Source organism: Streptomyces sp. NPDC097617, from assembly GCF_044761485.1.
In the GTDB taxonomy this organism is placed as follows: domain Bacteria; phylum Actinomycetota; class Actinomycetes; order Streptomycetales; family Streptomycetaceae; genus Streptomyces.
In genome coordinates this window covers 215,492-240,244 of record NZ_JBIWCL010000009.1, presented here as the reverse complement: position 1 = coordinate 240,244, position 24,753 = coordinate 215,492, and the positions used below count along the sequence as shown (strand labels likewise).

The window sequence follows — 24,753 nt, the reverse complement described above, 5'->3', positions numbered from 1 at the left end:
GCCCGCGCTCACGACGGGCGGACCGCGATGCGGTCCAGCTCCGCCAGCAGCTGCGGCAGGTCCGGATCCCCCTCGTGGGGGACCGTGAGCACCTCGCTCGGTTCCTCGTCCAGCAGCACGAAGGCCGCCTCGCCGGTACGCGCCACCAGCGACCACCCCGGCCCGTCCACCCGCAGCGTCCGGGCCCCCTCGCCAGCGAACGAGGACCGTACCCGGCCCGGAGGCGGTGGGGTCTTCGTGTACCCCGCGGCCTCCTCCAGAGCCCGCGTGAGCCCGGGGTGCGCGGCGGCCGCCGCCCCACCGTCCGTCGCGACGCGTTCGCGCCAGTCGGCCCACTCCCGCGCGATCTGGTCCGCGCCCATCCGCCGCTGCACCGGCCCCCAAGCCTCCGCCGAGGGCGGCGCGAGCGGAACGCGACCCGTACCGTCCGCGCCCTGCTCCGGATCGTGCGGCTCGGGAATCCCCGACGCGGCCACCGACAGCTCCAGCGGCCAGCCCGCCAGCGACACCACGATGGTCCGCTCGTCGGGGGACAGGTCGTACTCCATCCCGCAGTCCCAGGAGGCGATGGCCGTCGCGACGAGCGAGACATCGTCCACGACGACCGTCCAGCGCGCGCCCTCCTCGTCCTGGCCGAGCACCAGTCCGTACCCGTCCCCGTTCGGAGCCACTCCGAGCAGGGAGCACGCCTCGGGGAAGTCGTTCCCCAGGATGCTGGGGAACTGTGCCGGGGTCAGCAGCACAGCGGTCAGCACGTACAGCGAGCCGCCACCCTCGTCGTCGGACACCTGGCCTCCTGGTAGCTCTCTCGTCGGCGCACCTTAACCAGCGGGTAACCCGCACGTCGAGAGCTTGCGGGGCACGATTTCCAAGCCTGCTACCTGCACGTAGAGTTGGTGACCCGCCACAGAAAGGGACACCCGGTGCAGCGTTACGACCGGCTGAGGGAGATCCTCCGTCTCGACCCCGACAAGGATTTCCTCGCCATCTACCGGCTCACCGCCACCTATGAGTTTCCCTGGGACTTCGCCCGCGCCCTGGAACTCGCCCTGTTCCGGACCTACGCCGTCCCGAGCATCGGTGGCCTGCTGGCCGAGACCGCCGAGTTCACCGACCGGGCCCAGAAGCGCTACGACGACACGGCGTTGCTCCTGGACGCGGTCGTCGAGCACGGCTTCGAGGACGACATCGCGCGCACCGCGATCCGCCGCGTCAACCAGATGCACCGCAGCTACGACATCTCGAACGAGGACATGCGCTATGTCCTGTGCACGTTCGTGGTGATTCCGGCGCGCTGGCTCGACGCCTACGGATGGCGCCCGCTGACCCACCACGAGCGCCGGGCCGGCGCGAACTACTACGCCACCCTCGGCCGCCATCTGGGCATCACAGACATCCCGGGCTCCTACGAGGAGTTCGAAGCCACCCTGAACGCCTACGAGGAGGCGCACTTCGGCTGGGACGCGGGGGCGCGCACGGTCGCCGACTCCACCCTCGACCTGATGGCCTCCTGGTATCCGGCGCGCGTCGCCCCCGCCGTGCGGCGCGCGAGCCTCGCCCTCCTCGACGAGTCGCTGCTGGACGCCTTCCGGTACGAGACCCCGCGCCCGCCGGTCCGGCGGCTGGTCCGGGGTGCCCTGTGGCTGCGCGGTCGCGCGGTACGGCTGCTGCCCCCGCGCCGGGCCCCCCATTACGCCCGCCAGAACCCGGAGATCAAGGGCTACCCCCACGGCTACGACGTGGGTGAGCTCGGCACGTTCCCCGTGCCCGGCTCGGGCGGCTGCCCCGTCCCGCATCCGCGCCGGCCCGCCGGAGCCGAGGCCCAGCCTCCGGCCTGATCCCGGGCACCTCCGCGGACCCCGGGCGAGGGGCCGACGTACAGGTGTGTGTCACGGGTGACCGCGACGAGCGGCCAGGACCAGGAAACGGTCGTCGTCGTCGGCGTACGAGGTCATGTCCCAGCCCGAACCGGACAGCAGCGGGCCGAGGTTGTGCTCGGCCCGCATATCGTCCGCGGTCAGCTCGCGACCGTGGCGGGCGGCCAGTGCCGCTCGCCCGATCGGGTGAAACAGGGCGAGCCGGCCGCCGGGGCGGACCACCCGGGCGAGTTCGCGCAGATTCGCCCCCGGGTCGGGCAGATGGGCGATGAGCCCGGCGGCGAACACCGCGTCGAGCGCTTCGTCGCGCAGGGGCAGCCGGGCCACGTCGGTGAGCAGCAGGGCGCCCTCGGCGTCCCGCCCCGCCCGCCGCGCAGCGGCCAGCATCTGCGGGGTGACGTCCGCGCCGAGCACGATCCCGTCGGGTCCGACGGCGGCCCGCAGTGCGGTCATGGCCCGACCGGTGCCGCAGCCCGCGTCGAGCACGCGGTCCCCGGGCCGCAGTCCGAACGCGGACACGGCGGTGGTGAAGGCGGGCCCGTCCCCGGGAAACTTGCGGTCCCAGTCGGCCGCGCGCGCCCCGAAGAACTCCTGCACGTGCGTGTGGTCGTCGCTCATGTGCCCATGATCCCCCACGGGCGCTCACCCGCGTCCCTGCGGACCGTGCGCAAGCTGGCACGTGGTGTGATCGGAGATGAACGTAGCTCTGTCATATTCCAGCAGTTCCAGCTGCTTTCGAAATGCGCCCCCTGTTCGCGCCCTCACCCGGACTAGCGTTCCGTGGCCATGGGACACCTGGGACATCTGGACCACGCCGCCTATGGGTGGCTGACACCCGCGCTGTCATACGTGATGGCATCGATCGGCGCCGCCCTCGGGCTGCGCTGCACCGTCCGCGCGCTCGCCACGACAGGAGCCTCCCGCCGCAACTGGCTCCTCACCGCGGCCTCCGCCATCGGCACCGGCATCTGGACCATGCACTTCGTCGCGATGCTCGGCTTCGAGGTCACGGGCACCGAAATCCGCTACAACGTGCCGCTCACGATCCTCAGCCTGCTCGTCGCCATGCTGGTCGTCGGCGCCGGAGTCTTCGCCGTCGGCTACGGGAAGGACCGCCGGCGGTCCCTCGTACTGGGCGGCCTCACCACCGGACTCGGCGTCGCCAGCATGCACTACCTGGGCATGGCGGCCCTGCGGCTGCACGGAGAGGTCTCCTACGATCCGCTCGCCGTCGGACTCTCCGTCGCCATCGCCGTGATCGCGGCGACCGCCGCCCTGTGGGCCGCGCTCAACATCAAGTCACCGGTGGCGGTCGCCGTCGCCTCGCTCGTCATGGGCGCCGCCGTCAGCAGCATGCACTACACGGGGATGATGGCCGTCGCCGTCAGCGTGAGCCCCGCGGACTCGGCCCTGCCCGGCGCCACGGCCATGCAGTTCATCTTCCCGCTCGCCGTCGGGCTGGGCTCCTACCTGTTCATCACCGCCGCCTTCGTCGCGCTCTCCCCGACGGTCGGGGAGAGCGCCGCCTCCTCCGCCGTCCGGCATCTGGGGGAGCCCACGGTGACCGCCCACTGAGCGGGCCGGAGCCGCGGCGCCGCACCGCCGCGCGCCCTCCTTCCCCGCAGCCCCTCCCGCCCCCCACGCCCGCCGCGTCCCCGTAGCGCCCCACTCCGTCCCCCCACATCACCGCGTACCGCATCCGTAAGCACCGCCCCGGAACGAGGAGCCCATGCGCACACCCCGCAGAAAACCGGAAGCAGCGGCGCCGCGGCTGCCCGCGCCCCCGGCACGCGGCCGCCGGGCCCACGCCGGGCCGCCGGCCGAGGAACCCGCGGAACTCGGGTCCCACCAGCCCCACCCGGCCGCCGCACGCGCGAGCGGGCCCCGGTTGCGGCTCCGTCCCGCCACCGTCCGCGCGAAGATCGTCTCGCTGCTGATGGTCCCGGTCGTCTCGCTCCTCGCCCTCTGGGCCTTCGCCACCGTCAACACCGCCCAGGACATGGCCCGGCTCAGCCGCATCCACCAGGTCGACGCCGAGATACGCACCCCCGTCGTCGCCGCCGTCACCGAGCTGCAGGCCGAACGGCGCGCCGCCGTCCGCCTCCTCGCCGACCCCGCCACCGCAGACCCGGGCGCCCTGGACCAGCAGGCCCGCCGCACCGACGAGGCCGTCCAGCGGCTGCGGCTGGGCGAGCGCCACACCGTGGCCGACTCCGGTGAGTACCGCTCCGACATCGTGGTCCGGCTGGAGGAGTTCGTCGCGGCGGCCGAGGGCCTCGGTTCCTCGCGCAAGGACATCACCGACCGCCGCGCCTCCCCCGAGGCGGCCTACGCGATCTACACCCGCGTGGTCGACTCCGCCTTCGCCGTCGGCGGCGCCCTGACCGGCGGGGGCGAAGCCGAACTCGGCCCCGACGCGCGGGTCCTGCTCGAATTCGCCCGCGCCGCGGAACTGCTGTCCCGCGAGGACGCGCTGCTCGCCGCCCCGGGCCCGCGCACCGCCGAAACGCTTCGGCAGCTGACCGGCGCCATCGAGTCCCGCCGCGCGCTCACCGACGCCGCGGCCCGCGACCTCCCGGCCGCCCAGCAGGCCGCCTGGGAGTCCGTCGCCAAGAGCGCCGCCTACGCCGACCTCACCGGCGCCGAGGACCGGGCGCTGGCCCTCGGCACCTCCAAGGAGAGCCGCGGGGGGCCCGTCGGATGGGAGGGCGCCCACAACGCCATCGCCTCCTCGATGCGCGAGATCGAGCAGACCGCACACGCCGCGGCCGCCGAGCAGGCCGACCCGTTCACCGAGGGGGCGCTCACCCCGGCGGGGGCCGCCGTACTGCTGGGCCTGGCGGCCGTCGCCGCCTCCCTCGTCATCTCGGTCCGGATCGGCCGGGCCCTGGTCGTCGAACTCGTCTCACTGCGCAACACCGCCCTGGAGATCGCCCGCCGCAAACTGCCGCAGGCGATGGAGCGGCTGCGCGCCGGCGAGGAGATCGACGTCGCCGCCGAGACCCCGCCCGGGCCGCCGGCCGAGGACGAGATCACGCAGGTCGGCGAGGCGCTCGGCACCGTCCACCGAGCCGCGCTCAGCGCGGCCGTCGAGCGGGCGGAACTCGCCAGCGGGATCTCCGGCGTGTTCGTCAACCTCGCCCGCCGCAGCCAGGTCCTCGTGCACAAGCAGCTCACCCTGCTCGACTCGATGGAACGGCGCGCCGACGATCCGAACGAGCTCGGCGACCTCTTCCGCCTCGACCACCTGACCACCCGGATGCGCCGGCACGCGGAAAGCCTGATCATCCTGTCGGGGGCCGCCCCCGGCCGGGCGTGGCGGATGCCGGTCCCCCTCACGAACGTCGTGCGGGCCGCCGTCTCCGAGATCGAGGACTACCCGCGGATCGAGGTCCGCCAGCTCGCCGAAGCCGCCGTCGTCGGGGGCGCCGTCGCCGACCTCACCCACCTGCTCGCCGAACTGATCGAGAACGCCGCACAGTTCTCCCCGCCGCACACCAAGGTCCGGGTCAGCGGCGAACCCGTCGGCGCCGGCTACGTCCTGGAGGTCGAGGACCGCGGACTGGGCATGGGCCGCGAATCCCTCGGCGATGCGAACCGCCGCATCGAGCAGTCCGAGTCGCTCGACCTCTTCGACAGCGACCGGCTCGGGCTCTTCGTGGTCAGCCGCCTCTCGGCCCGCCACGGAGTGAAGGTGCACCTGCGCACCTCGCCCTACGGAGGCACCACCGCGGTGGTGCTGCTGCCGAACGCCTTGCTCCAGGGCGCGATCACGGCCGGCTCCGCCCCCCGGCCGGCCCACGCCGCCGCCTCCGCGACGTCCCCCGAACCCGAGGCGGCGCCCGCGCCGCAGACACCCGCCGAGGCCCTGTCCGCAGCGCCGAAGGCGGCATCGAAGGCGGCATCGAAGCCAGCACCGAAGGCAGCACCGAAGGTGGTCGTCATGGCCGAACAGCCACCCGCCATGAGCGTCGTACGGGAGGACGCGCGCGCCTCCGTACCGACCGCGGCCCCGGCCCCGGACCCCGTACGCGAGGAGCCGCGCCCGGCCCCGGTGGCGTCGCTGCGGCCGCGCACTCCCGGTGGCGCGGCAGCCCGTACCCAGGCGGCCGCGGCGCCCCCGGCCTCGGTGACGGAACTGCCGCGCCGGGTGCGCCAGGCCAGCCTCGTCCCCCAGCTCAGGGAGGCGCCCGCGGCCAAGGATCCGGCCGCGTCCCGCCTCCCCGAGGAGCCGCCGGGCCGCAGCCCCGAGCAGGCCCGGGACCGGATGGCGGCCTACCGGGCCGGCTGGGCCCGCGGCGCGCAGGAGAAATCCCCCCACGCAGGCAGCGAAGGAGAAGTGTGATGATCGAACACCAGAGAATCGACCTCGACGGTGGCCGCAGGTCCGGCGAACTGGACTGGCTGCTCGACGACCTGGTGCACCGGGTCCGCGAGGTCCGGCACGCCGTGGTCCTCTCCAATGACGGCCTGGCGGTCGGTGCCTCCAGCGCACTCAGCCGGGAGGACGCCGAGCACTTGGCGGCGGTGGCATCCGGCTTCCACAGCCTGGCCAAGGGCGCGGGTCGGCACTTCCACGCCGGGGGCGTGCGCCAGACGATGGTCGAGATGGACGAGGGCTTCCTCTTCGTCGCGGCCGCCGGCGACGGCTCCTGCCTGGCCGTGCTCAGCGCCGCCAGCGCCGATATCGGTTTGATCGCCTACGAGATGGCCCGGCTCGTCAAGCGGGTCGGGGAGCACCTCTACACGCCGCCCCGGTTCGCGGCGCGGCCGCCGGCCGCCGGCTGAGCGCGGCGGTCCGGCACATGAACGGCCAGTGGTACGACGCCGAGGCGGGCCCGCTCGTCCGTCCGTACGCCATGACCGGCGGGCGTACCAGGCCGGGACCCCACGGGGTCCGCTTCGACCTGATCGCGCTGGTCGCGGTCGACCCGGGGGGCGCGGACGAGGCGGCCGAGTCCTTGATGGGTCCCGAACACCGGGCGCTGCTCGGGCTCTGCCGGTCCGAGACCCAGTCGGTGGCCGAACTCGCCGCGGACGCCGACCTGCCCGTGGGGGTGGTGAGGGTGCTCCTCGGCGACCTGCTGGAGGGCGGGCACGTCAAGGTCAGCAGGCCGGTACCGCCCGCTCAACTGCCGGACGAGCGGATTCTGCGTGAAGTCATCGAGGGATTGCGAGCGCTTTGATGGGACAGCATGACGACCGATCTGCCGGAGTGGTGCCCGACGCGGACCCCGATGCCGGGGAGGACCCCGAACTGGCCGCCCTCGCGCTGAAGATCCTGGTCGCGGGCGGCTTCGGGGTGGGAAAGACCACCCTGGTGGGCGCGGTCAGCGAGATCCGGCCGCTGCGGACGGAGGAGTTGCTGAGCGAGGCCGGCGAACTGGTCGACGACACGGGCGGCGTGGACCAGAAGACGACCACCACGGTGGCCATGGACTTCGGCCGGATCACCATCCGGTCCGGCTTGTCCCTCTACTTGTTCGGCACCCCGGGGCAGGACCGGTTCTGGTTCCTGTGGGACGAGCTGTCGCAGGGTGCGCTGGGCGCGGTGGTGCTCGCCGACACGCGGCGGCTGGAGGACTGCTTCCCGGCGGTGGACTACTTCGAGCACCGGCGCATCCCGTTCGTCGTGGCCGTCAACTGCTTCACGGACGCCCGGAGCTACGGGGCGCACGACGTGTCGCGGGCGCTGGACCTGGAGCAGGGGACGCCGGTGGTGCTGTGCGACGCGCGGGACCGGGACTCGGGGAAGGAAGTACTGATCAGGCTGGTCGAGTACGCCGGGCGGGTGCACACCGCCCGGCTGCTGGACTCGGTGGATCCGCAGGCCGATTCCGTGTGAACCGGCGCGGTCGGCGGGGGCCCGTGTCAGTCGGCGATGCCGGCGCGCGCGATCACCTTGGCGATCGGGACCCTGACGAGGAGTTCGGTCGGGACGGCGTTGCGGCGGCCGAAGGCCTCGCCCTGGTCCTCGCCCATGTAGCGGGCGCCGATCCGGGTGGCCCAGGTGAGCAGTTCGTCCGCGTCGTCGCTGTACCCGGTGAGTTCGGCGCGGCCCTGGAGGACGACGTAGGAGAAGGGCGGCCGGTCGTCGTCCACGCAGAGCGCGACGCGGCCGTCGCGGGCGAGGTTGCGTCCCTTGACGGTGTCCTTTCCGGTATTGAAAACGAAGGAATCTCCGTCGAGTACGAACCAGATGGGAGCGATGTGAGGGCTCCCGTCCTCGGACACGGTGGAGAGCTTTCCGGTGCGGGTGGAGTGGGAGACGAAAGCCCGCCATTCCTCTTGAGTCATCTTCTTCGCCATGGGGACATCCTCCTTGCCCGAAAGGCGCTGGTGGGGAAGGCTTGCGGCACGAGTACACGGGGCGGGGCGCGGCGGCCGTAGGGCCGCCGTCGACGGGGAGGGCTGGGAATGGCACTGGACAAGCAACTGGACTGGCTGCTCGACGACCTGACACGCAGGGTCCAGCAGGTGCGGCACGCGGTGGTGCTGTCCAATGACGGCCTGGTCACGGGGGCGAGCGCGGGGCTGGCGCGGGAGGACGCGGAACATCTGGCGGCCGTCGCGGCCGGCCTGCAGAGCCTGGCGAAGGGGTCGGGCCGGCACTTCAGGGCCGGCGAGGTGCGCCAGACCATGGTCGAGTACGACGAGGGAGTGCTGTTCGTCATGGCGGCGGGCGCGGGCAGCAGCCTGTGCGTGCTGAGCGCTGCCGAGGCGGACATCGGTCAGGTCGCGTACGAGATGACGCTGCTGGTCAACCGGGTGGGCGAGCACCTGGGAGTCGCGGAGCGGCGCATCACCGGCGGCTGATCGGGCACCGGTTCCTGGTGGCGTTCGGACGCCGTTCGGGAGGTTGTCCACAGGCCTCGCGGGGCGTCGTCGCGTTGAGTTACGGTCTTCACACAGAGTAATCACTGCTCGTGGGGGAGGACCGTGATGATGATGCAGACCGTGAGCGTGACGGTGACCGCGCTGCGGGACGGCGTGGCCGACGCGGCTGCCGGCGCAGCTGCGGAGGTGCTGGTGGGCGGTGTACAGGCCGCCGGTGAACTGGGTTTGAGCCGGAGCGAGTTCGCCAGGGCCGTCCAGTTGGGGATCGTACGGGCCGGGCCGCGGACGCTCGGCGGGGCCGCGCGCTACGCACGGGCCGAGCTGGAACGGGTCAGGTCCGCGGCCGGGCCGCCGCAGGCGCTGCGCGAGCGGGTCGAGACGGTGGCCGGGGCGCAGGCCGCGGCCGAGGTGATGGAGGTCGGCCCGAGCCGCTTCACGCGGCTCGCGCGCTGCGGTCATGTGACCCCGGTCGGCTATCGGATCAACCGGTACCGGGCGGTGGTGTGGCTCTATCTGACCGCGGAGCTACGGGGCTTCGCCGCGCGGGAGCCCGGAATGCTGCGCGGGGTCGCACCCCCGGCGGACCGGGAGCTGATGACGGCCGGGGCGGACCTGCGACCGCGCAAGTGGCGCGGGCGGCATGTGGGCCTCCTGCTGAGACGAACCGCCGACCCCTGGGAGCGGGCCGCCGTACTGGCCTCCGTGCTCCCCGAGGACGAGCTGGGGGAGGCAGTGCCGGATCCGGCGGAGCGGATCGTGCTGGCCGCCCTCGCCCCGCCCCCGCCGTACGGCCATCCGCAGGTCCCGGCAGCCGCGGCGGTGGCGCTGCGGCTGCTGAGGGCCGGGCCGCCGGACGAGGTCCACTGGTACCGCACCAGCCTGGACTTCGCCCTGACGGGGGCGCGCGGTCAGTCGAAGTCGACGGGGGAGAGGGGGCCGACGTAGACCCAGGCCCCGTCCTCGCGGGAGAAGCTGCTCTGCTCGTGCAGCGAGCCCGTGTGGCGCCCCTCGCGGTAGTGCGCCCGGAACTCCACCGAGCCCTCCGTCTCGAACATCCCGCCGCGCTCGGTGGCGAGGATCTCCAGCCGCTCCCAGCGCTGTTCGGGATCCAGGTCCAGGCGGGCGGGACGGGTGGAGGGGTGCCAGGAGCGCAGCAGGTAGGCGGTGTCGCCGACGGCGAAGGCACTGAACCGCGAGCGCATCAGCAGCTCGGCGGTGGGCGCCGATCCGGCACCGGAGTGGAAGCGGCCGCAGCACTCCGGGTAGGCGGCGGGCAGCCCGCAGGGGCAGGGGAGGGCAGGGGTGGGCATGGGTGTGCTCAGTTCTCCGGGGCGGGCTCGGACGGCAGGGCCGGCTGGGCCGACCGGGACGGCTTCGCGGGGTGCGGGCGGAAGAGGCCCTCCTGGACCACGGACACCAGCAGCCTGCCCTCCACGTCGTAGATGCGGCCCCGGGCAAGCCCCCGGCCGCCGTGTGCGATGGGCGACTCCTGGTCGTACAGGAACCACTCGTCCGCCCGGAAGGGCCGGTGGAACCACATGGCGTGGTCCAGCGAGGCCATGTCGAAACCGCGCATGCCCCACAGGGGTTCCACCGGGATGCGCACGGCATCGAGGAGGGTCATGTCACTGGCGTAGGTGAGGGCGCACGTGTGGACGAGCGGGTCGTCGCCCAGCGGGCCGACCGCGCGCATCCACACCGCGCTGCGGGGATCGGATCCCTTGAGCTCCTCGGGAGTCCAGCGGAGCCGGTTGACGTACCGGATGTCGAAGGGCTGGCGGCGGGCCATCCGCTCCAGAGCCTCCGGCAGCGCCCCGAGGTGCTCGCGGATCTCGTCCGCCAGCTTGGGGAGCGTGTCCGGGTGGGGGACGTGGTGAGGAGGCAGCTGGTGCTCGATGCCGCCCTCCTCCGGATGATGGAAGGAGGCGGTGAGATTGAAGATCGTCTTGCCCTGCTGGACCGCGGTGACCCGGCGCGTGGTGAAGGAGCGCCCGTCGCGCACCCGCTCCACCTGGTACACGATCGGCACCCCGGGGATGCCGGGGCGCAGGAAGTACGCGTGCAGCGAGTGGACCGGGCGGTCGCTCTCGAGCGTGCGCCCCGCGGCCACCAGCGCCTGGCCGGCGACCTGGCCGCCGAAGACGCGCTGGAGGGACTCCTGCGGGCTGGCGCCGCGGAAGATGTTGACCTCGATCTGCTCCAGATCGAGCAGATCGACCAGTCTTTCGGCGGGGTTCGTCATCAGAGGATCTCCACTGTGGGGTCCGGCGGATCGGGCGGGTCGGGCGGTTGCGGCGGGCGGCGGCAGAGGGTCAGAGCACCCCGAGCTCGCCGACCGAGGTGACCCGGATGACCGCCCGGCCCTCCTCGTCGGAGGCGGCCAGGTCCACCTCGGCGCTGATGCCCCAGCCATGGTCCCCGTTGGGGTCGGCGAAGGTCTGGCGGACGCGCCACAGGCCGTGCGCCGGGTCCTCCTCGATCTGCAGCAGCTTCGGGCCGCGCGCGTCGGGGCCGGTGCCCAGGTCGTCGTACTCGTCCCAGTACCCGTCCATGGCCTCGCCCCAGGCGTCCGCGTCCCAGCCGGACTCGGAATCCAGCTCGCCCAGCACGTTGACGTGGTCCAGGGCGGCCAGCTCCACGCGGCGGAACATGGCGTTGCGGACCAGGACGCGGAAGGCGCGGGAGTTCGCCGTGACCGGCTTGACCTGGTCGGCCTTCTCCTGGGCCTGCTCCGCCGTCTCCACCTCCGGGTTCGCCAGCTGCTCCCACTCGTCCAGCAGGCTGGAGTCGACCTGGCGGACCAGCTCGCCGAGCCAGGCGATCAGGTCCTCGAGGTCCTCGGACTTGAGGTCGTCGGGGATGGTGTGGTCCAGCGCCTTGAACGCGCCGGCCAGGTAGCGCAGCACGATGCCCTCGGTGCGGGCCAGCTCGTAGAAGGAGGTGAACTCGGTGAAGGTCATCGCGCGTTCGTACATGTCGCGGATGATCGACTTCGGGGAGACCGGGTGGTCGCGCACCCACGGGTGGCTCTTGGCGTACACGTCGTAGGCGTGGGAGAGCAGCTCTTCGAGCGGCTTGGGATAGGTGACGTCCTGGAGCCGCTCCATCCGCTCCTCGTACTCGATCCCGTCGGCCTTCATCTGGCCGACCTGGATGCCGCGTTCCTTGTTCTGCTGGGCGGCCAGGATCTGGCGCGGGTCGTCGAGCGTGGACTCCACGACGGACACCATGTCCAGCGCGTAGGAGGGGGACTCCGGGTCCAGCAGGTCGAAGGAGGCCAGGGCGAAGGTGGACAGCGGCTGGTTCAGTGCGAAGTCCTGCTGGAGATCGACGGTGAGCCGGATGCTGCGGCCCTCCGCGTCCGGCGTGTCGAGCTTCTCCACCACACCGCCGTCGAGCAGCGAGCGGTAGATCGCGATGGCCCGGCGGATGTGCCGCAGCTGCGCCTTGCGGGGCTCGTGGTTGTCCTCAAGCAGGTGGCGCATCGCCTGGAAGGCATCGCCCGGCCGGGCGATGACCGACAGCAGCATGATGTTGGTGACCTTGAAGCGCGAGGTCAGCGCCTCCGGGTCGGCGGCGATGAGCTTCTCGAAGGTGATGTCCGACCAGGCGACGAAGCCCTCGGGAGCCTTCTTGCGCACCACCTTGCGGCGCTTCTTCGGGTCGTCGCCGGCCTTCGCGAGCGCCTTCTCGTTCTCGATGACGTGCTCGGGCGCCTGCGCGACCACATAGCCCGCGGTGTCGAAGCCGGCCCGGCCGGCGCGTCCCGCGATCTGGTGGAACTCGCGGGCGCGCAGCGTGCGCACCCGGCTGCCGTCGTACTTGGTCAGGGCGGTGAACAGCACCGTGCGGATCGGGACGTTGACGCCGACCCCGAGGGTGTCCGTACCGCAGATGACCTTCAGCAGACCGGCCTGGGCGAGCTTCTCGACCAGGCGCCGGTACTTGGGCAGCATGCCGGCGTGGTGAACGCCGATGCCGTGCCGGACGTAGCGGGACAGGTTCTGGCCGAACTTGGTGGTGAAGCGGAAGTTGCCGATCAGTTCGGCGATCTTGTCCTTCTCCTCGCGCGTGCACATGTTGATGCTCATGAGCGACTGCGCCCGCTCGACCGCCTGGGCCTGGGTGAAGTGCACGATGTACACCGGGGCCTGCCGGGTCTCCAGCAGTTCGGTGATCGTGTCGGTGATCGGCGTCGTGACGTACTCGTAGGAGAGCGGGACGGGCCGGGTCGCGGAACGGACCACCGAGGTGGGCCGGCCCGTGCGCCGGGTCATGTCCTCCTCGAACCGCTTCATGTCGCCGAGGGTCGCCGACATCAGGATGAACTGTGCCTGCGGCAGCTCCAGCAGCGGGATCTGCCAGGCCCAGCCGCGGTCCGGCTCGGCATAGAAGTGGAACTCGTCCATCACGACCTGGCCGATGTCGGCGTGCTTGCCGTCGCGCAGGGCGATGGAGGCCAGCACCTCGGCAGTGCAGCAGATCACCGGGGCGTCCGCGTTCACGGAGGCGTCGCCGGTCAGCATGCCGACGTTCTCGGTGCCGAAGAGCTTGCACAGGTCGAAGAACTTCTCCGACACGAGGGCCTTGATCGGGGCGGTGTAGAAGGTGACCTTGTCCTGGGCCAGGGCCGTGAAGTGCGCACCGGCCGCGACCAGGCTCTTGCCGGAGCCGGTCGGGGTGGAAAGGATCACGTTCGCCCCGGAGACGACCTCGATCAGAGCCTCCTCCTGAGCCGGGTACAGGGTGATGCCCTGTTCCTCCACCCACGAGGAGAAAGCCTCGAAGAGGGCGTCGGGGTCGGCGTTCGGCGGGAGCTGATCAATGAGGGTCACACCCCCCATCTTGCCTGGCTTCCCCCCGGATCAGGGAACCGGCGGACGCAATGAAGATCACCAACGGTACGCTGTGCCGTCGATGCGGCCCGAACGAAACAGTCAACCGGGCCCGACCACACACCAGCGGGGCGGGAAACGACCATGATGGGTCCGGCGCACTCACTGTCCGGGGCAGCGGCCTGGCTGGGGGTGGGTGCGGCCACCGCGGCCGCCGGGCACCCCATGCCCTGGCCCGTCCTCGTCGTCGGCGCGCTGATCTGCGCCGGGGCGGCCCTCGCCCCCGACCTCGATCACAAGTCGGCGACGATCTCACGCGCCTTCGGCCCCCTCTCCAAGGGGCTGTGCGAGGTGGTCGACAAGATCTCCTACGCCGTCTACAAGGGGACCCGCTCCACGAAGGACACGCGCCGCACCGGCGGCCACCGCACCCTGACGCACACCTGGCTCTGGGCCGTCGTGATCGGCGGCGGTGCCTCCGTGCTCGCCGTCACCGCCGAGCGCTGGGGCGTGCTGGCACTGCTCTTCGTGCACCTGGTGCTGGCGGTCGAAGGCCTGCTGTGGCGAGCGGCCCGGATGTCCAGCGACGTCCTGGTCTGGCTGCTCGGCGCGACCAGCGCGTGGATCCTGGCCGGCGTACTGGACCAGCCCGGCAACGGAGCGAACTGGCTCTTCACCGCCCCGGGGCAGGAGTACCTGTGGCTCGGCCTGCCGATCGTGCTCGGCGCCCTGGTCCACGACATCGGCGACGCGCTCACGGTCTCCGGCTGCCCGGTCCTGTGGCCGCTGCCGATCGCCGGCAAGCGCTGGTACCCGATCGGACCGCCGAAGGCGATGCGCTTCCGGGCCGGCAGTTGGGTGGAGCTGAAGGTCCTCATGCCGGTCTTCATCCTGCTGGGCGGCTTCGGCGGAGCCTCGGCCCTCGGCTTCTTCTGAAACGGGCCGGGCGGCGGAGGGGACCCGGTCCCCTCCGCCGCCCGGTGCTTCCGCGGCCCCGCTCAGCCGTGCCAGGACCGCCACAGGGCCGCGTAGGCCCCGTCGGCCGCGACCAGCTCGTCGTGCGAGCCGAGTTCGCTGATCCGGCCGCCCTCGACCACCGCGATCACATCCGCGTCGTGCGCGGTGTGCAGCCGGTGCGCGATGGCGATGACCGTACGGCCGTCCAGCACCCGGGCCAGCGAGCGCTCCAAGTGCCGGGCCGCACGCGGGTCCAGCAGCGAGGTGGCCTCGTCGAGCACCAGCGTGTGCGGGTCCGCCAGCACCAGCCGGGCCAGCGCGATCTGCTGGGCCTGCGCCGGGGTCAGCGCCGTGCCGCCGGAGCCGACCTCCGTGTCCAGGCCGGCCTCCATGGCCCGTGCCCAGCCGTCGGCGTCCACCGCGGCCAGGGCCGCCCACAGCTCGGTGTCCCCGGCTTCCGCCCGCGCGAGGCGGAGGTTGTCCCGCAGCGTGCCCACGAAGACGTGGTGCTCCTGGTTGACCAGGGCCACGTGCTCGCGCACCCGGTCCGCGGGCATCCGCGACAGCTGCGCCCCGCCGAGGGTGACCTCGCCGGTCCGGGGTGCGTAAATGCCCGCGAGGAGCCGCCCCAGGGTGGACTTGCCCGCGCCCGAGGGCCCGACCAGCGCCATCCGGGTGCCCGGCGGTACGGACATCGACACCTGGTGCAGGACGTCCACGCCCTCCCGGTAGCCGAAGTGGACCTCCTGCGCCCGCACGTCCCGGCCCTCGGGCGCCACCTTCGCGTCGCCCGCGGCCGTCTCGATCTCCCGTACGCCCACCAGGCGGCCCAGGGAGACCTGGGCGACCTGCAGTTCGTCGTACCAGCGCAGGATCAGACCGATCGGGTCGACCAGCATCTGCGCCAGCAGCGCACCCGTGGTCAGCTGCCCGACCGTCATCCAGCCCCGCAGCACGCAGAAGCCGCCAATGAGCAGCACCGAGCCGAGGATCGTCACGAAGGTGACGTTGATGACGGGGAAGAGGACCGTCCGCAGGAACAGCGTGTACCGCTCCCAGGCGACCCACTGCGAGATCCGCCGCTCCGACAGCGCGATCCGCTCCGGCCCGAGGCGGTGCGCCTCGATCGTGCGCCCCGCGTCCACCGTCTCGGTGAGCACGGCCGCGACCGCCGCGTAGCCGGCCGCCTCCGAGCGGTACGCCGACGGGGCCCGCCGGAAGTACCAGCGGCAGCCGATCACCAGCACCGGCAGCGCCACCAGCGCGGCCAGGGCCAGCGGCGGCGCGGTCACCGCGAGCGCCCCGAACAGCAGCCCCGCCCACACCACGCCGATGGCCAACTGCGGCACGGCCTGGCGCATCGCGTTCGCCAGCCGGTCGATGTCGGTGGTGATCCGCGACAGCAGATCACCGGTACCGGCCCGTTCCAGCACGCCCGGGGGCAGACCCACCGACCGCACGAGGAAGTCCTCGCGCAGATCGGCCAGCATCTCCTCGCCCAGCATCGCCCCGCGCAGCCGGACCAACCGGACGAAGAACGTCTGGACCGTCAGCGCCGCCGCGAACAGCAGCGCCACACGCCCCAGATGCAGCTCGCGCGCGCCCGCCGAGAGATCGTCCACGATCTGCCCCAGCAGGTAGGGGCCGACCATGGAGGCGATCACCGCGGCCGCGTTCACACTCACCAGCACCGCGAAGGCCCGCCGGTGGCGCCGGAACAGTCCGCGCACATAGCCCCGTACGGTCGCCGACGTGCCCACGGGCAGGGTCGCGGCCGACTCGGGAGAGGCCGGATCGTACTCCGGCGGCGCCACGCCGATCATGCGGATTCCTCGATCTCTGTGAGTGCTTCTGTCAGCTCTGTCCGTTCCAGCCCGCCGAGCCGCTGCTCCTCGTCGGTCTCGCGGGTGACCACGGCCCGGTAGCGCGGTTCGCGGTGCAGCAGCTCGCGGTGGGTTCCGACCGCCGCCACCGTGCCCGCGTCGATGAGTACGACCCGGTCCGCCCGGTCCAGTAGCAGTGGCGAGGACGCCAGTACCACCGTGGTCCGCCCGGTGCGCAGGGCCGCGATCCCGTCCGCGATCCGTGCCTCGGTGTGCGAGTCGACCGCAGAGGTCGGCTCGTCGAGCACCAGCACCTCCGGGTCGGTGACCAGGGACCGCGCCAGCGCGAGACGCTGGCGCTGGCCGCCCGACAGGGAGCGGCCGCGCTCGGTGATCCGGGCGTCCATCGCGTCCTTGACCCCGTCCGGCGCCGACTGCAGCAGCGCGTCCAGGACGTCCGCGCACTGGGCCGCGCCCAGAGCGGCAGCCGACTCGACGGCTCCCGAGGCCGGTACGTCGAACAGCTCCCGCAGGGTCCCGGACAGCAGGACCGGATCCTTGTCCTGTACGAGCACCAAGGCGCGCGCGGTGTCCAGTTCGAGCTCGTCCAGCCCGACCCCTCCGAGCAGCACGGACGGCGCCCCGGCCGTGTCGGCCGTCGTACCGGTCCCGGCCTCGGCCCCGGCATCCGACGCCGGTGCCTCGTCCATCGGGTGGCCGCCGAGGCGTTCGGCGAGCCGCCCCGCCAGGTCCGGGTCCCCGCAGACGACGGCGGTGAACCGGCCCGCGGGGGCCAGCAGTCCGGTCTGCGGGTCGTACAGGTCCCCGCCCGGGGCCGGTGCCTTCACCGGCTCGCTGCGCGCGGGAGCCTCGGCGGCTTCCGTCCGGGTCAGCGACAGCACCCGGGCGGCCCGCTTGGCGGAGGGACGCGAGAAGGAGTACGCCATGGCGATCTCCTCGAAGTGCCTGAGGGGATAGAGCAGGGTGGCCACCGCGCTGAACGCGGCGACGAGCTCACCCACCCCGATGCTCCCCTGTGAGACGAGCGTGGCGCCGTACCAGACCACCGTGATCATCAGCGCGCCCGGGAGCACCACCTGGATCGCGGAGATCAGCGCCCACATCCGCGCGCTGCGCACGGCGGCCTTGCGGACCTCCTGCGAAGCCTCGCGGTAGCGGCCGAGGAACAGCTCCTCACCGCCGATGCCGCGCAGCACGCGCAGGCCCGCGACGGTGTCGGAGGCCAGCTCCGTGGCCTTGCCCGCCTTCTCCCGCTGGACGTCGGCGCGCCGGGTGGCGCGCGGCAGCAGCGGCAGCGAGGCCAGAGCGATCAGCGGTACGCCGATGGCCACGACCACACCGAGCTCGGGGGCGAAGAACAGCAGGCCCACGCAGACGAGGACGACGGAGAAGACGGCGGCCAGGAAGCGGGAGACCGCCTCGACGAACCATCCGATCTTCTCCACGTCGCCCGTGGACACCGCGACCACTTCACCCGCGGCGACCCGTCGGGTCAGCGCGGAGCCCAGCTCGGCCGTCTTGCGGGCGAGGAGCTGCTGCACGCGCGCCGCGGCGGTGATCCAGTTGGTGACGGCCGTGCGGTGGAGCATGGCGTCGCCGACCGAGATGGCGACACCGATGACCAGGAGCAGCGCGCCGACGAGCAGCAGGCGCTTCGGCTCGCGGTCGACGACCGCGTCGACGCCGAGGCCCACGGCGTAGGGCAGTCCGGCGATGCCGGAGAAGTGCAGCATCCCCCAGCAGAAGCTCTTGAGCTGTCCGCCGAGTTGACCGCGCCCCAGCCACACCAGGAACCGGGGGCCGGAACGAGCGTCGGGTACCCCTGGATCCGGATACGGAAGATCGCTGATCTGCATGACGCCCCATGACTGGTCGAGTGGTCCAAACCGTGCAAGGTTCGCCTTCCGGTCCAGTGCCGGGCAATCGATTTTACGTGGGCCTCGTGCTCGGGCCAGCAGGTTTGCGGTCCGGGGCGGCGGCGTGGCGGCGACGCGGCGCCTGGTCACGGGGGTCGCACGCCCCGGCGCTCACGGGCGGGTGGCGTGCTCCAGTTCGAGCAGAGCCGAGTAGTAGCTCCGCCCCGTGGCCCGGTCCATGCCCACCTCGCACATCCGGTTCGCCGACAGGTGCGCGTCGAAGGGCCGCGCGGTCACCTCGGCCGCCTCGCGCGCCGTCGCCGAGGCCGTCAGCTCCGGGTGCAGCATGCCCCGGTCGCCCGCGAAGGCGCAGCAGCCCGCGTCGTCGGGGACCACCACCTCCTCGGCGCACGCCTCGGCGACCGCGCGCAGCCGGTCCTCGTCGCCCAAGTGCCGCATCGAACAGGTGGGGTGGAGCACCGCCGAACCGACCGTGCGCCGGATCTCCAGGTGCGGCAGCAGCTCCTCGGCGGCCCACACGATCGAGTCGAGGACCGACAGCTCCGCGTGGAGGGCCCGGTTCTGCGGCGTCAGGTACGGGACCACCTCGCGCGCGATGCCCAGCGTGCAGGAGGAGGCGTCGACGACGAGCGGCAGTCGCCCGCCGGCCGTCCAGCCCCAGGCCGCCTCGACGATCCGGTTGGCCATCACCCGGGCGCCCGCCTCGTAGCCCTTGGACTGCCAGATCGTCGCGCAGCAGGTGCCGCGAACGTCGCCGGGGATCCAGACGGGCCGTCCGGCCCGCTCCGACACGGCCACCACCGCCTCCGGCAGGGAGGGGCCGGGCCGACCCTGCGGGCCGCCGAAGATCCGGTTGACGCAGGCCGGGTAGTACACGGCCGCGGCGCCCACCCGCCGGGTCGGCGGCAGCCGCCGCGCGGCGGCTCCGGGGAGCCGCGCCGACCACCGCGGAACCAGGTCGGGACGTACGGCTCTGCGCGCGGCCCCGGTGACGGCCTCCAGCAACCGGTCGCCGACCTTCGGGGGGAGCAGGCCGGCGGTGGCCACGGCCAGCCGGGCGGCGGACTCCGCGGTCCCGAACCGCCGTGCGGCGAGCGCGGCGGCGGCCTCCTCGCGCGGGCCGTGCCGGCGGTGGCGGAACTCCTTCATCAGAGCCCCGGTGTCGATGCCGACGGGGCAGGCGAGCCCGCAGGTGGAGTCGCCGGCGCAGGTGTCCACCGCGTCGTAGCCGTAGGCGGCGAGCAGCCCGTCCAGCACGGCGGAGCCGGGCTGCTGGCGCAGCATCTCGCGGCGCAGCACGATCCGCTGGCGCGGAGTGGTCGTCAGGTCCTCGCTGGGGCAGGTCGGTTCGCAGAAGCCGCACTCGATGCACGGATCGACCACCGCCTCCACCTGCGGAATCGTCTTCAGGCCGCGTAGATGGGCGCGCGGGTCACGGTCGAGGAGGACGCGCGGGGCGAGCACCCCGTCCGGGTCGACCAGTCGCTTGGTGCGCCACATCAGCCCGGTGGCGACGGGACCCCATTCCAGCTCCAGGAAGGGTGCCATGTTGCGGCCCGTGGAGTGCTCGGCCTTCAGCGAGCCGTCGAACCGCTCCACGGTGAGCCGGCAGAAGGCCTCCATGAAGGCCCCGTACCGCTCGACGTCGGCGGGGTCGGTGGCGTCGAAGGCGAGCATGAAGTGCAGGTTGCCGTGGGCCGCGTGACCGGCGACGGCCGCGTCGAAGCCGTGCTCGGCCTGGAGTGCGAGGAGCGCCTCGCAGGCTTCGGCCAGCCGGGCCGGCGGCACCGCGAAGTCCTCGGTGATCAGGGTGGTGCCGTGGGCGCGGGCTCCGCCGACGGCCGTGACGAAGGCCCTGCGGGCCTGCCAGTAGCCGCCGACCGTCCTCGGGTCGCTGGTGAAGGTGTTGGTGACCGAGGCCACCGGGGCGACGAGGTCGAGTCCGGCGAGGACCCGGGCGGCCCGCCGCGCGCAGGCGTCGCGGCCGGCCGGGTCCGGCGCCCGGAACTCCACGAGCAGGGCTGTCGTCGGCCGGGGCAGGTCCGCCCAGTCGGCGGGCACCCCCGGGACGCTGACCGAGGCGCGCAGGGTGTTGCCGTCCATCAGCTAGCGCACCAGGTCGGAGACCTTCCACAGCACCTTCTCCGCGCCGAGCAGCTCGGCCAGCTCGGTGCGCAGCGGCTCCGGGGTGCCGGCGGCCCGGTGCACGGGGACCCGGTCGGGAGCGGGGCCGCTGATGCTGTGGGGCCGCAGGGCCCCCGGCTTCGGTTCCAGCAGCGGCATGTGGGACCCCTCGCATCGTCCCGGCCCGCGGGCGGACCGGTCAGCAGGCGCGCTCCGCCGGGGCGTCCGACAGTGCGTTCAGCAGACCGCCGAGCACGTCGCGCTGGTCTGCGGTCAACGGAGCCAGGATCTCCTCCGCCGCGTCGGTTCGCGCGTTGCGCAGACGGCGCAGCGTGGCGCGGCCGCCGTCGGTGAGTTCGATCCGGATGACGCGGCGGTTCGCGGGGTCGGGCGCGCGCCGTACGCACCCGGCCGCCTCCAGGCCGTCCACGAGGGTGGTCACCGCGCGGGGGACGACTTCGAGACGGGCGGCGAGATCCGCCATCCGGGGTGCCTGCTCGCCCTCGTAGTGCGAGACGAGGCGCAGCAAACGACCCTGGGCGGGAGTGATCCCGAGCGGCACCATGTGGCGCTTCTGGATCCGGTGGAGCCTGCGCGTCAGGCGCAGGAGCTGTTCGGCGAGGAGGCGATCGCTGTCGGAGGCGGAGCTCATGCGGGAACAATATCAGGATGCCGTTCATTGTGAGCATAGGTAACAATGACCTATGCTCCAATGACCCCGACCGTGCCGAAGGGGACTTCCGTGCCGACCCCGACCGACCCGACCGCCGACTTCCGACCCTGACTCCTGACCCCTGACTCCTGACTCCCGAGAGGGCGCCCATGCGCGACGAACCGAAGTGGATCCCATCGAAAGACCCCCTCGACCCCACCCGCCCCTCCCCGGCCGAGCAGCCGAGGGAGCTGCGCCGCATCGTGGGGCTGTTCCGGCCCTACCGCGGCCGGCTCGCCGTCGTCGGCCTGCTGGTCGGCGCCTCCTCGCTGGTCGGCGTCGCCTCGCCGTTCATGCTCCGCGAGATACTCGACGTCGCGATCCCGCAGGGGCGCACCGGGCTGCTCAGCCTGCTCGCGCTCGGCATGATCCTGACCGCCGTCGTCACCAGCGTCTTCGGCGTGCTCCAGACCCTGATCTCCACCACGGTCGGCCAGCGCGTCATGCACGACCTGCGCACCGCCGTCTATGCCCAGCTCCAGCGGATGCCGCTGGCCTTCTTCACGCGAACCCGCACCGGAGAGGTGCAGTCCCGCATCGCCAACGACATCGGCGGTATGCAGGCCACCGTCACCTCCACGGCGACCTCGCTCGTCTCGAACCTGACGGCCGTCATCGCCTCCGTGGTCGCCATGCTCGCGCTCGACTGGCGGCTCACCCTGGTCTCGCTGCTCCTGCTCCCCGTCTTCGTGTGGATCAGCCGGCGGGTCGGCCGCGAGCGCAAGAAGATCACGATGAACCGGCAGAAGCAGATGGCCGCCATGGCCGCGACCGTCACCGAGTCGCTCTCGGTGAGCGGCATCCTGCTCGGCCGCACCATGGGTCGATCCGAGTCCCTGACCTCCTCGTTCTCCGTGGAGTCCGAGAAGCTCGTCGGCCTGGAGGTGCGCTCCAGCATGGCCGGGCGCTGGCGGATGTCCACCATCGGCATCGTGATGGCCGCGATGCCCGCCCTCATCTACTGGGCGGCCGGCATCGCCCTCCAGACGGGCACCCCCTCGCTCTCCGTCGGCACCCTCGTCGCCTTCGTCACCCTCCAGCAGGGCCTGTTCCGGCCCGCGGTGAGCCTGCTGTCGACCGGCGTGCAGATACAGACCTCGCTCGCCCTGTTCACCCGAATCTTCGAGTACCTCGACCTGCCCGTCGACATCACCGAGCGCGCGGACGCGGTGCGGCTGGACCGGGCCAAGGGCGAGGTCACCCTCGAGGATGTGCACTTCACATACGACGCGAAGAACGGTCCGACCCTCGCGGGGATCGACATCACCGTTCCGGCCGGCGGCTCCCTCGCAGTGGTCGGCCCGACCGGATCGGGCAAGAGCACGCTCAGCTACCTCGTGCCCCGGCTCTACGACGTCACCGGCGGCCGGGTCGCCCTCGACGGGGTCGACGTGCGCGACCTCGACTTCGACTCGCTGGCCCGCTCGATCGGCGTGGTCTCCCAGGAGACGTACCTCTTCCACGCCTCGGTCGCCGACAACCTGCGCTTCGCCAAGCCGGACGCCACCGACGAGGAGATCGCCGACGCGGCCCGGGCGGCCCAAATCCACGACCACATCGCCTCGCTGCCCGACGGGTACGACACCCTCGTCGGAGAGCGCGGCTACCGGTTCTCCGGCGGCGAGAAGCAGCGCCTGGCCATCGCCCGCACCATCCTGCGGGACCCGCCGGTGCTGATCCTGGACGAAGCGACCAGCGCCCTGGACACCCGTACCGAGCACGCCGTCCAGCAGGCCATCGACAATCTCTCCGCGGGCCGCACCACCATCACCATCGCGCACCGCCTCTCCACGGTCCGCGATGCCGACCAGATCGTGGTCCTGGACGCCGGGCGCATCGCCGAGCGCGGCACCCACGAGGAGCTGCTGAAGGCGGACGGCCGGTACGCCGCCCTGGTCCGGCGGGACCGGGACGCCGCGCTGGCGCCCGAGCCGCCCGGTGGTGTCCAGCTGGCTCCGGTAAATGTGTGACCGTATGACCGGCGCGCGGGTCGGGTGCCGCAAATGCGGCACATCGGGGGTTAGCGTGCCCGTATGCGTCATGAGTATCTGCCGCCGCAGTGCCGTTCCCGGCTGACCCGCCGGGGCCGGCTGGCGCTCCTCCTCGGCACGCTGCTCGCGATCGGTGCGGCCGTCCTGATCCCCATACTGCGCGGTGGTGACGTGCCGGAGACGCCGCGCCGGCTGCTGATTCCCGAGGGGTGGCGGGCCCCGCAGGTCTACGCCGCGGTCGACCGCGAGCTGAAACTCCCGCCGGGCTCCACGAAGGCGACCGTGACCACCGCCGGGCTGGCCCTGCCCGCGGAGGCCAAGAACAACCCCGAGGGGTACCTCTTCCCGGCGACGTACCCGGTGACCTCGAAGTCCACCCCGGCCACGCTCCTGACGCACATGGTGCGAACGGCGAACGAGAAGCTCGCCACCAAGGCCGTCGCCGACGGCGGCAAGGCCCACGGGATGACCCCGTACCAGACGGCCACCCTCGCGAGCATCATCGAGGCGGAGGCCGAGAGTCCGCGCGACATGGGCAAGGTCGCCCGGGTCGTGCACAACCGGCTGGCCAAGTCGATGCCGCTCCAGATGGACTCCACGATCAACTACGCGCTGAACCGCAGCACCCTGGACACCAAGCTGAGTGACACGCGGATCGACAGCCCGTTCAACACCTACGAACGCCAGGGGCTGCCGCCCGCGCCGATCGACAGTCCGGGGCTGCGGGCGATGGCGGCCGCGGTCGCCCCGACCCCCGGGGACTGGCTGTTCTTCGTGACCGTCAAGCCGGGGGACACCCGCTTCTCGGCGACGTACGAGGAGCACAAGCGGCACGTGGCCGAGTTCAACCGGCTCCGCGCCGGTGCGGGCGCCCGGACGGGGCAGGCCGGCCCCGCCGAGAAGTGAACGAGGGCGCCTCCGTGGCCGGGTGGATCCCGGCCGAGCGGGAGTCCGCAGAGAATTCGGTTGCGTTGGTGCCACCGTGAAGATATCTCTGAGCTGCTATTTTCTGCGACTTCGGCTCTCTTGACCGCACCCATGGTGTCAATTGGCTCGCCATGGCGCCATAAATGCGCCATGATGGTGCCATGGGTGGCACGCTCATCGGCCTGACCGGCCGTGGGGGTGTTTGGCGGGGTGGGATACAGGGGGGTCGGATCATGGAGACAGCACAGAGTCGGCAGCATGCGGCGCCCGGCGCGGTCACCGCCTTCGCCCGGTTCGTGCTCTGCGGCGGAGGAGTGGGGCTCGCCTCCAGTTTCGCCGTGGCCGTCCTCGCCTCCTGGCTTCCCTGGGTCCTGGCCAACGCCCTGATCACCGTGGCCTCCACGGTCCTCGCCACCGAGCTGCACGCCCGCTTCACCTTCGGTGCCGGCGGGCGCGCGACCCGGCGCCAGCACGTGCAGTCGGCCGGGTCCGCGATGGCGGCGTACGCGATGACCTGCGTGGCGGTGCTCGTCCTCCAGCAGCTGGTGGCGGCGCCCGGCGCGGTCCTCACCCAGGTCGTCTACCTGTCGGCCTCCGCCCTCGCCGGAGTCGCCCGGTTCGCGGTCCTCCGCCTTGTCGTCTTCGCCCGCGGCCGCGCGCAGACCGCGGCCCCGGCACCGGTCCCCGCGGCCCGGCCCGTGCACACGGCCGTGGCCCGTCCCGCGGCGCTGTGCCAGGCCGCCTGACCGGTCCGGCCGCAGCCGGCGACCGG

General features: G+C 72.5%; 22 protein-coding genes and 1 pseudogene. 12 read left to right on the top strand and 11 right to left on the bottom strand.

Annotated features, from left to right (window positions below):
- Positions 1–8: 8 nt before the first annotated feature.
- Positions 9–788, bottom strand: coding sequence for a hypothetical protein (locus tag ACIQZO_RS17895; RefSeq protein ID WP_403626987.1), 780 nt, complete (start codon positions 786–788; stop codon positions 9–11).
- 135 nt (positions 789–923) lie between these two features.
- On the opposite strand from ACIQZO_RS17895, the gene ACIQZO_RS17890 reads away from it, so the two are divergent.
- Positions 924–1,838, top strand: a complete 915-nt coding sequence (locus ACIQZO_RS17890) for an oxygenase MpaB family protein (RefSeq protein ID WP_403626984.1) — start codon at positions 924–926, stop codon at positions 1,836–1,838.
- 51 nt (positions 1,839–1,889) lie between these two features.
- Here the strand turns inward: ACIQZO_RS17890 and ACIQZO_RS17885 are convergent, their stop codons facing one another.
- Entirely contained in the window at positions 1,890–2,495 is a 606-nt protein-coding gene (locus ACIQZO_RS17885) for a methyltransferase domain-containing protein (RefSeq protein ID WP_403626981.1), read from the bottom strand.
- A 177-nt stretch (positions 2,496–2,672) separates the two neighbouring features.
- Here ACIQZO_RS17885 and ACIQZO_RS17880 point away from each other — a divergent pair, with 177 nt between their 5' ends.
- From ACIQZO_RS17880 to ACIQZO_RS17860, 5 genes are all read left to right on the top strand, one after another.
- Complete coding sequence (locus ACIQZO_RS17880) at positions 2,673–3,452, top strand: MHYT domain-containing protein (RefSeq protein WP_403627043.1); 780 nt, start codon at positions 2,673–2,675, stop codon at positions 3,450–3,452.
- Between the two features lie 154 nt (positions 3,453–3,606).
- The gene (locus tag ACIQZO_RS17875; RefSeq protein ID WP_403626979.1) at positions 3,607–6,222 is read left to right on the top strand and encodes a nitrate- and nitrite sensing domain-containing protein; all 2,616 of its coding nucleotides are present in this window, start codon (positions 3,607–3,609) and stop codon (positions 6,220–6,222) included.
- Positions 6,222–6,665 carry a roadblock/LC7 domain-containing protein gene (locus ACIQZO_RS17870; protein WP_189966426.1) on the top strand — a complete coding sequence of 148 codons (444 nt, stop codon included), beginning with the start codon at positions 6,222–6,224 and terminating at the stop codon, positions 6,663–6,665. The genes ACIQZO_RS17875 and ACIQZO_RS17870 overlap by 1 nt, the downstream gene beginning before the upstream one ends.
- 17 nt (positions 6,666–6,682) lie before the next feature.
- Entirely contained in the window at positions 6,683–7,063 is a 381-nt protein-coding gene (locus ACIQZO_RS17865; protein WP_403626975.1) for a DUF742 domain-containing protein, read from the top strand.
- A complete protein-coding gene (locus tag ACIQZO_RS17860; RefSeq protein ID WP_403626972.1) occupies positions 7,060–7,722 on the top strand; it encodes a GTP-binding protein in 663 nt (220 codons plus the stop codon). Before ACIQZO_RS17865 ends, ACIQZO_RS17860 begins: the two co-directional genes overlap by 4 nt.
- Positions 7,723–7,748: 26 nt before the next feature.
- On the opposite strand, the gene ACIQZO_RS17855 is transcribed toward ACIQZO_RS17860, so the two are convergent.
- A complete protein-coding gene (locus tag ACIQZO_RS17855; protein ID WP_403626970.1) occupies positions 7,749–8,186 on the bottom strand; it encodes a PPOX class F420-dependent oxidoreductase in 438 nt (145 codons plus the stop codon).
- Between the two features lie 108 nt (positions 8,187–8,294).
- Here ACIQZO_RS17855 and ACIQZO_RS17850 point away from each other — a divergent pair, with 108 nt between their 5' ends.
- Together ACIQZO_RS17850 and ACIQZO_RS17845 are read left to right on the top strand one after the other, a co-directional pair.
- Positions 8,295–8,693 (top strand): roadblock/LC7 domain-containing protein, encoded by a 399-nt coding sequence (locus ACIQZO_RS17850; protein ID WP_030384197.1) that lies wholly within the window; start codon positions 8,295–8,297, stop codon positions 8,691–8,693.
- A gap of 126 nt (positions 8,694–8,819) precedes the next feature.
- Positions 8,820–9,659, top strand: a complete 840-nt coding sequence (locus tag ACIQZO_RS17845) for a DUF6397 family protein (RefSeq protein ID WP_403626966.1) — start codon at positions 8,820–8,822, stop codon at positions 9,657–9,659.
- Here the strand turns inward: ACIQZO_RS17845 and ACIQZO_RS17840 are convergent.
- The 3 genes from ACIQZO_RS17840 to ACIQZO_RS17830 form a co-directional block, all read right to left on the bottom strand.
- A complete protein-coding gene (locus ACIQZO_RS17840; protein WP_403626963.1) occupies positions 9,623–10,024 on the bottom strand; it encodes a YchJ family protein in 402 nt (133 codons plus the stop codon). The genes ACIQZO_RS17845 and ACIQZO_RS17840 overlap by 37 nt on opposite strands.
- Positions 10,025–10,032: 8 nt before the next feature.
- Entirely contained in the window at positions 10,033–10,956 is a 924-nt protein-coding gene (locus tag ACIQZO_RS17835) for an acyl-CoA thioesterase (protein WP_403626960.1), read from the bottom strand.
- A 70-nt stretch (positions 10,957–11,026) separates the two neighbouring features.
- On the bottom strand, positions 11,027–13,549 hold the full coding sequence (locus tag ACIQZO_RS17830) for a DEAD/DEAH box helicase (RefSeq protein ID WP_403626958.1): 2,523 nt from the start codon (positions 13,547–13,549) through the stop codon (positions 11,027–11,029).
- 144 nt (positions 13,550–13,693) lie between these two features.
- Here ACIQZO_RS17830 and ACIQZO_RS17825 point away from each other — a divergent pair, with 144 nt between their 5' ends.
- Positions 13,694–14,485, top strand: coding sequence for a metal-dependent hydrolase (locus ACIQZO_RS17825; protein WP_403626955.1), 792 nt, complete (start codon positions 13,694–13,696; stop codon positions 14,483–14,485).
- 62 nt (positions 14,486–14,547) lie between these two features.
- Here the strand turns inward: ACIQZO_RS17825 and ACIQZO_RS17820 are convergent, their stop codons facing one another.
- The 5 genes and pseudogenes from ACIQZO_RS17820 to ACIQZO_RS17800 all read right to left on the bottom strand — a co-directional run bounded on the left by ACIQZO_RS17820 (position 14,548) and on the right by ACIQZO_RS17800 (position 21,003).
- Positions 14,548–16,329 carry an ABC transporter ATP-binding protein gene (locus ACIQZO_RS17820; protein ID WP_403626952.1) on the bottom strand — a complete coding sequence of 594 codons (1,782 nt, stop codon included), beginning with the start codon at positions 16,327–16,329 and terminating at the stop codon, positions 14,548–14,550.
- Positions 16,326–18,206, bottom strand: a complete 1,881-nt coding sequence (locus ACIQZO_RS17815; RefSeq protein ID WP_403626949.1) for an ABC transporter transmembrane domain-containing protein — start codon at positions 18,204–18,206, stop codon at positions 16,326–16,328. Before ACIQZO_RS17815 ends, ACIQZO_RS17820 begins: the two co-directional genes overlap by 4 nt.
- A gap of 171 nt (positions 18,207–18,377) precedes the next feature.
- A pseudogene (locus ACIQZO_RS17810) lies at positions 18,378–20,333 on the bottom strand (FAD-linked oxidase C-terminal domain-containing protein); the annotation flags it as partial.
- The gene (locus ACIQZO_RS17805) at positions 20,334–20,510 is read right to left on the bottom strand and encodes a hypothetical protein (protein WP_403626946.1); all 177 of its coding nucleotides are present in this window, start codon (positions 20,508–20,510) and stop codon (positions 20,334–20,336) included.
- Positions 20,511–20,550: 40 nt separating this feature from the next.
- Positions 20,551–21,003: a MarR family winged helix-turn-helix transcriptional regulator gene (locus tag ACIQZO_RS17800; protein WP_403626943.1), complete on the bottom strand. Its 453-nt coding sequence runs from the start codon at positions 21,001–21,003 to the stop codon at positions 20,551–20,553.
- Between the two features lie 170 nt (positions 21,004–21,173).
- Here ACIQZO_RS17800 and ACIQZO_RS17795 point away from each other — a divergent pair, with 170 nt between their 5' ends.
- The 3 genes from ACIQZO_RS17795 (at position 21,174) to ACIQZO_RS17785 (ending at position 24,727) form a co-directional block, all read left to right on the top strand.
- Positions 21,174–23,033 carry an ABC transporter ATP-binding protein gene (locus ACIQZO_RS17795; RefSeq protein WP_403626940.1) on the top strand — a complete coding sequence of 620 codons (1,860 nt, stop codon included), beginning with the start codon at positions 21,174–21,176 and terminating at the stop codon, positions 23,031–23,033.
- 63 nt (positions 23,034–23,096) lie between these two features.
- A complete protein-coding gene (mltG, locus tag ACIQZO_RS17790; RefSeq protein WP_403626937.1) occupies positions 23,097–23,960 on the top strand; it encodes an endolytic transglycosylase MltG in 864 nt (287 codons plus the stop codon).
- 254 nt (positions 23,961–24,214) lie between these two features.
- Positions 24,215–24,727 carry a hypothetical protein gene (locus ACIQZO_RS17785; protein WP_403626934.1) on the top strand — a complete coding sequence of 171 codons (513 nt, stop codon included), beginning with the start codon at positions 24,215–24,217 and terminating at the stop codon, positions 24,725–24,727.
- The last annotated feature ends 26 nt before the right edge of the window (positions 24,728–24,753 follow it).

What these genes read in the sequence shown, in the direction of transcription:
- ACIQZO_RS17825 (WP_403626955.1), top strand. Translation starts at nt 13,694, where the DNA reads ATGATGGGTCCGGCGCACTCACTGTCCGGGGCAGCGGCCTGGCTGGGG.
- ACIQZO_RS17875 (WP_403626979.1), top strand. Translation starts at nt 3,607, where the DNA reads ATGCGCACACCCCGCAGAAAACCGGAAGCAGCGGCGCCGCGGCTGCCC.
- ACIQZO_RS17815 (WP_403626949.1), bottom strand. Translation starts at nt 18,206, where the DNA reads ATGCAGATCAGCGATCTTCCGTATCCGGATCCAGGGGTACCCGACGCT.
- ACIQZO_RS17835 (WP_403626960.1), bottom strand. Translation starts at nt 10,956, where the DNA reads ATGACGAACCCCGCCGAAAGACTGGTCGATCTGCTCGATCTGGAGCAG.
- ACIQZO_RS17885 (WP_403626981.1), bottom strand. Translation starts at nt 2,495, where the DNA reads ATGAGCGACGACCACACGCACGTGCAGGAGTTCTTCGGGGCGCGCGCG.
- ACIQZO_RS17840 (WP_403626963.1), bottom strand. Translation starts at nt 10,024, where the DNA reads ATGCCCACCCCTGCCCTCCCCTGCCCCTGCGGGCTGCCCGCCGCCTAC.
- ACIQZO_RS17795 (WP_403626940.1), top strand. Translation starts at nt 21,174, where the DNA reads ATGCGCGACGAACCGAAGTGGATCCCATCGAAAGACCCCCTCGACCCC.
- ACIQZO_RS17820 (WP_403626952.1), bottom strand. Translation starts at nt 16,329, where the DNA reads ATGATCGGCGTGGCGCCGCCGGAGTACGATCCGGCCTCTCCCGAGTCG.
- ACIQZO_RS17850 (WP_030384197.1), top strand. Translation starts at nt 8,295, where the DNA reads ATGGCACTGGACAAGCAACTGGACTGGCTGCTCGACGACCTGACACGC.
- ACIQZO_RS17805 (WP_403626946.1), bottom strand. Translation starts at nt 20,510, where the DNA reads ATGCCGCTGCTGGAACCGAAGCCGGGGGCCCTGCGGCCCCACAGCATC.
- ACIQZO_RS17855 (WP_403626970.1), bottom strand. Translation starts at nt 8,186, where the DNA reads ATGGCGAAGAAGATGACTCAAGAGGAATGGCGGGCTTTCGTCTCCCAC.
- ACIQZO_RS17870 (WP_189966426.1), top strand. Translation starts at nt 6,222, where the DNA reads ATGATCGAACACCAGAGAATCGACCTCGACGGTGGCCGCAGGTCCGGC.
- mltG (WP_403626937.1), top strand. Translation starts at nt 23,097, where the DNA reads ATGCGTCATGAGTATCTGCCGCCGCAGTGCCGTTCCCGGCTGACCCGC.
- ACIQZO_RS17865 (WP_403626975.1), top strand. Translation starts at nt 6,683, where the DNA reads ATGAACGGCCAGTGGTACGACGCCGAGGCGGGCCCGCTCGTCCGTCCG.
- ACIQZO_RS17845 (WP_403626966.1), top strand. Translation starts at nt 8,820, where the DNA reads ATGATGATGCAGACCGTGAGCGTGACGGTGACCGCGCTGCGGGACGGC.
- ACIQZO_RS17800 (WP_403626943.1), bottom strand. Translation starts at nt 21,003, where the DNA reads ATGAGCTCCGCCTCCGACAGCGATCGCCTCCTCGCCGAACAGCTCCTG.
- ACIQZO_RS17785 (WP_403626934.1), top strand. Translation starts at nt 24,215, where the DNA reads ATGGAGACAGCACAGAGTCGGCAGCATGCGGCGCCCGGCGCGGTCACC.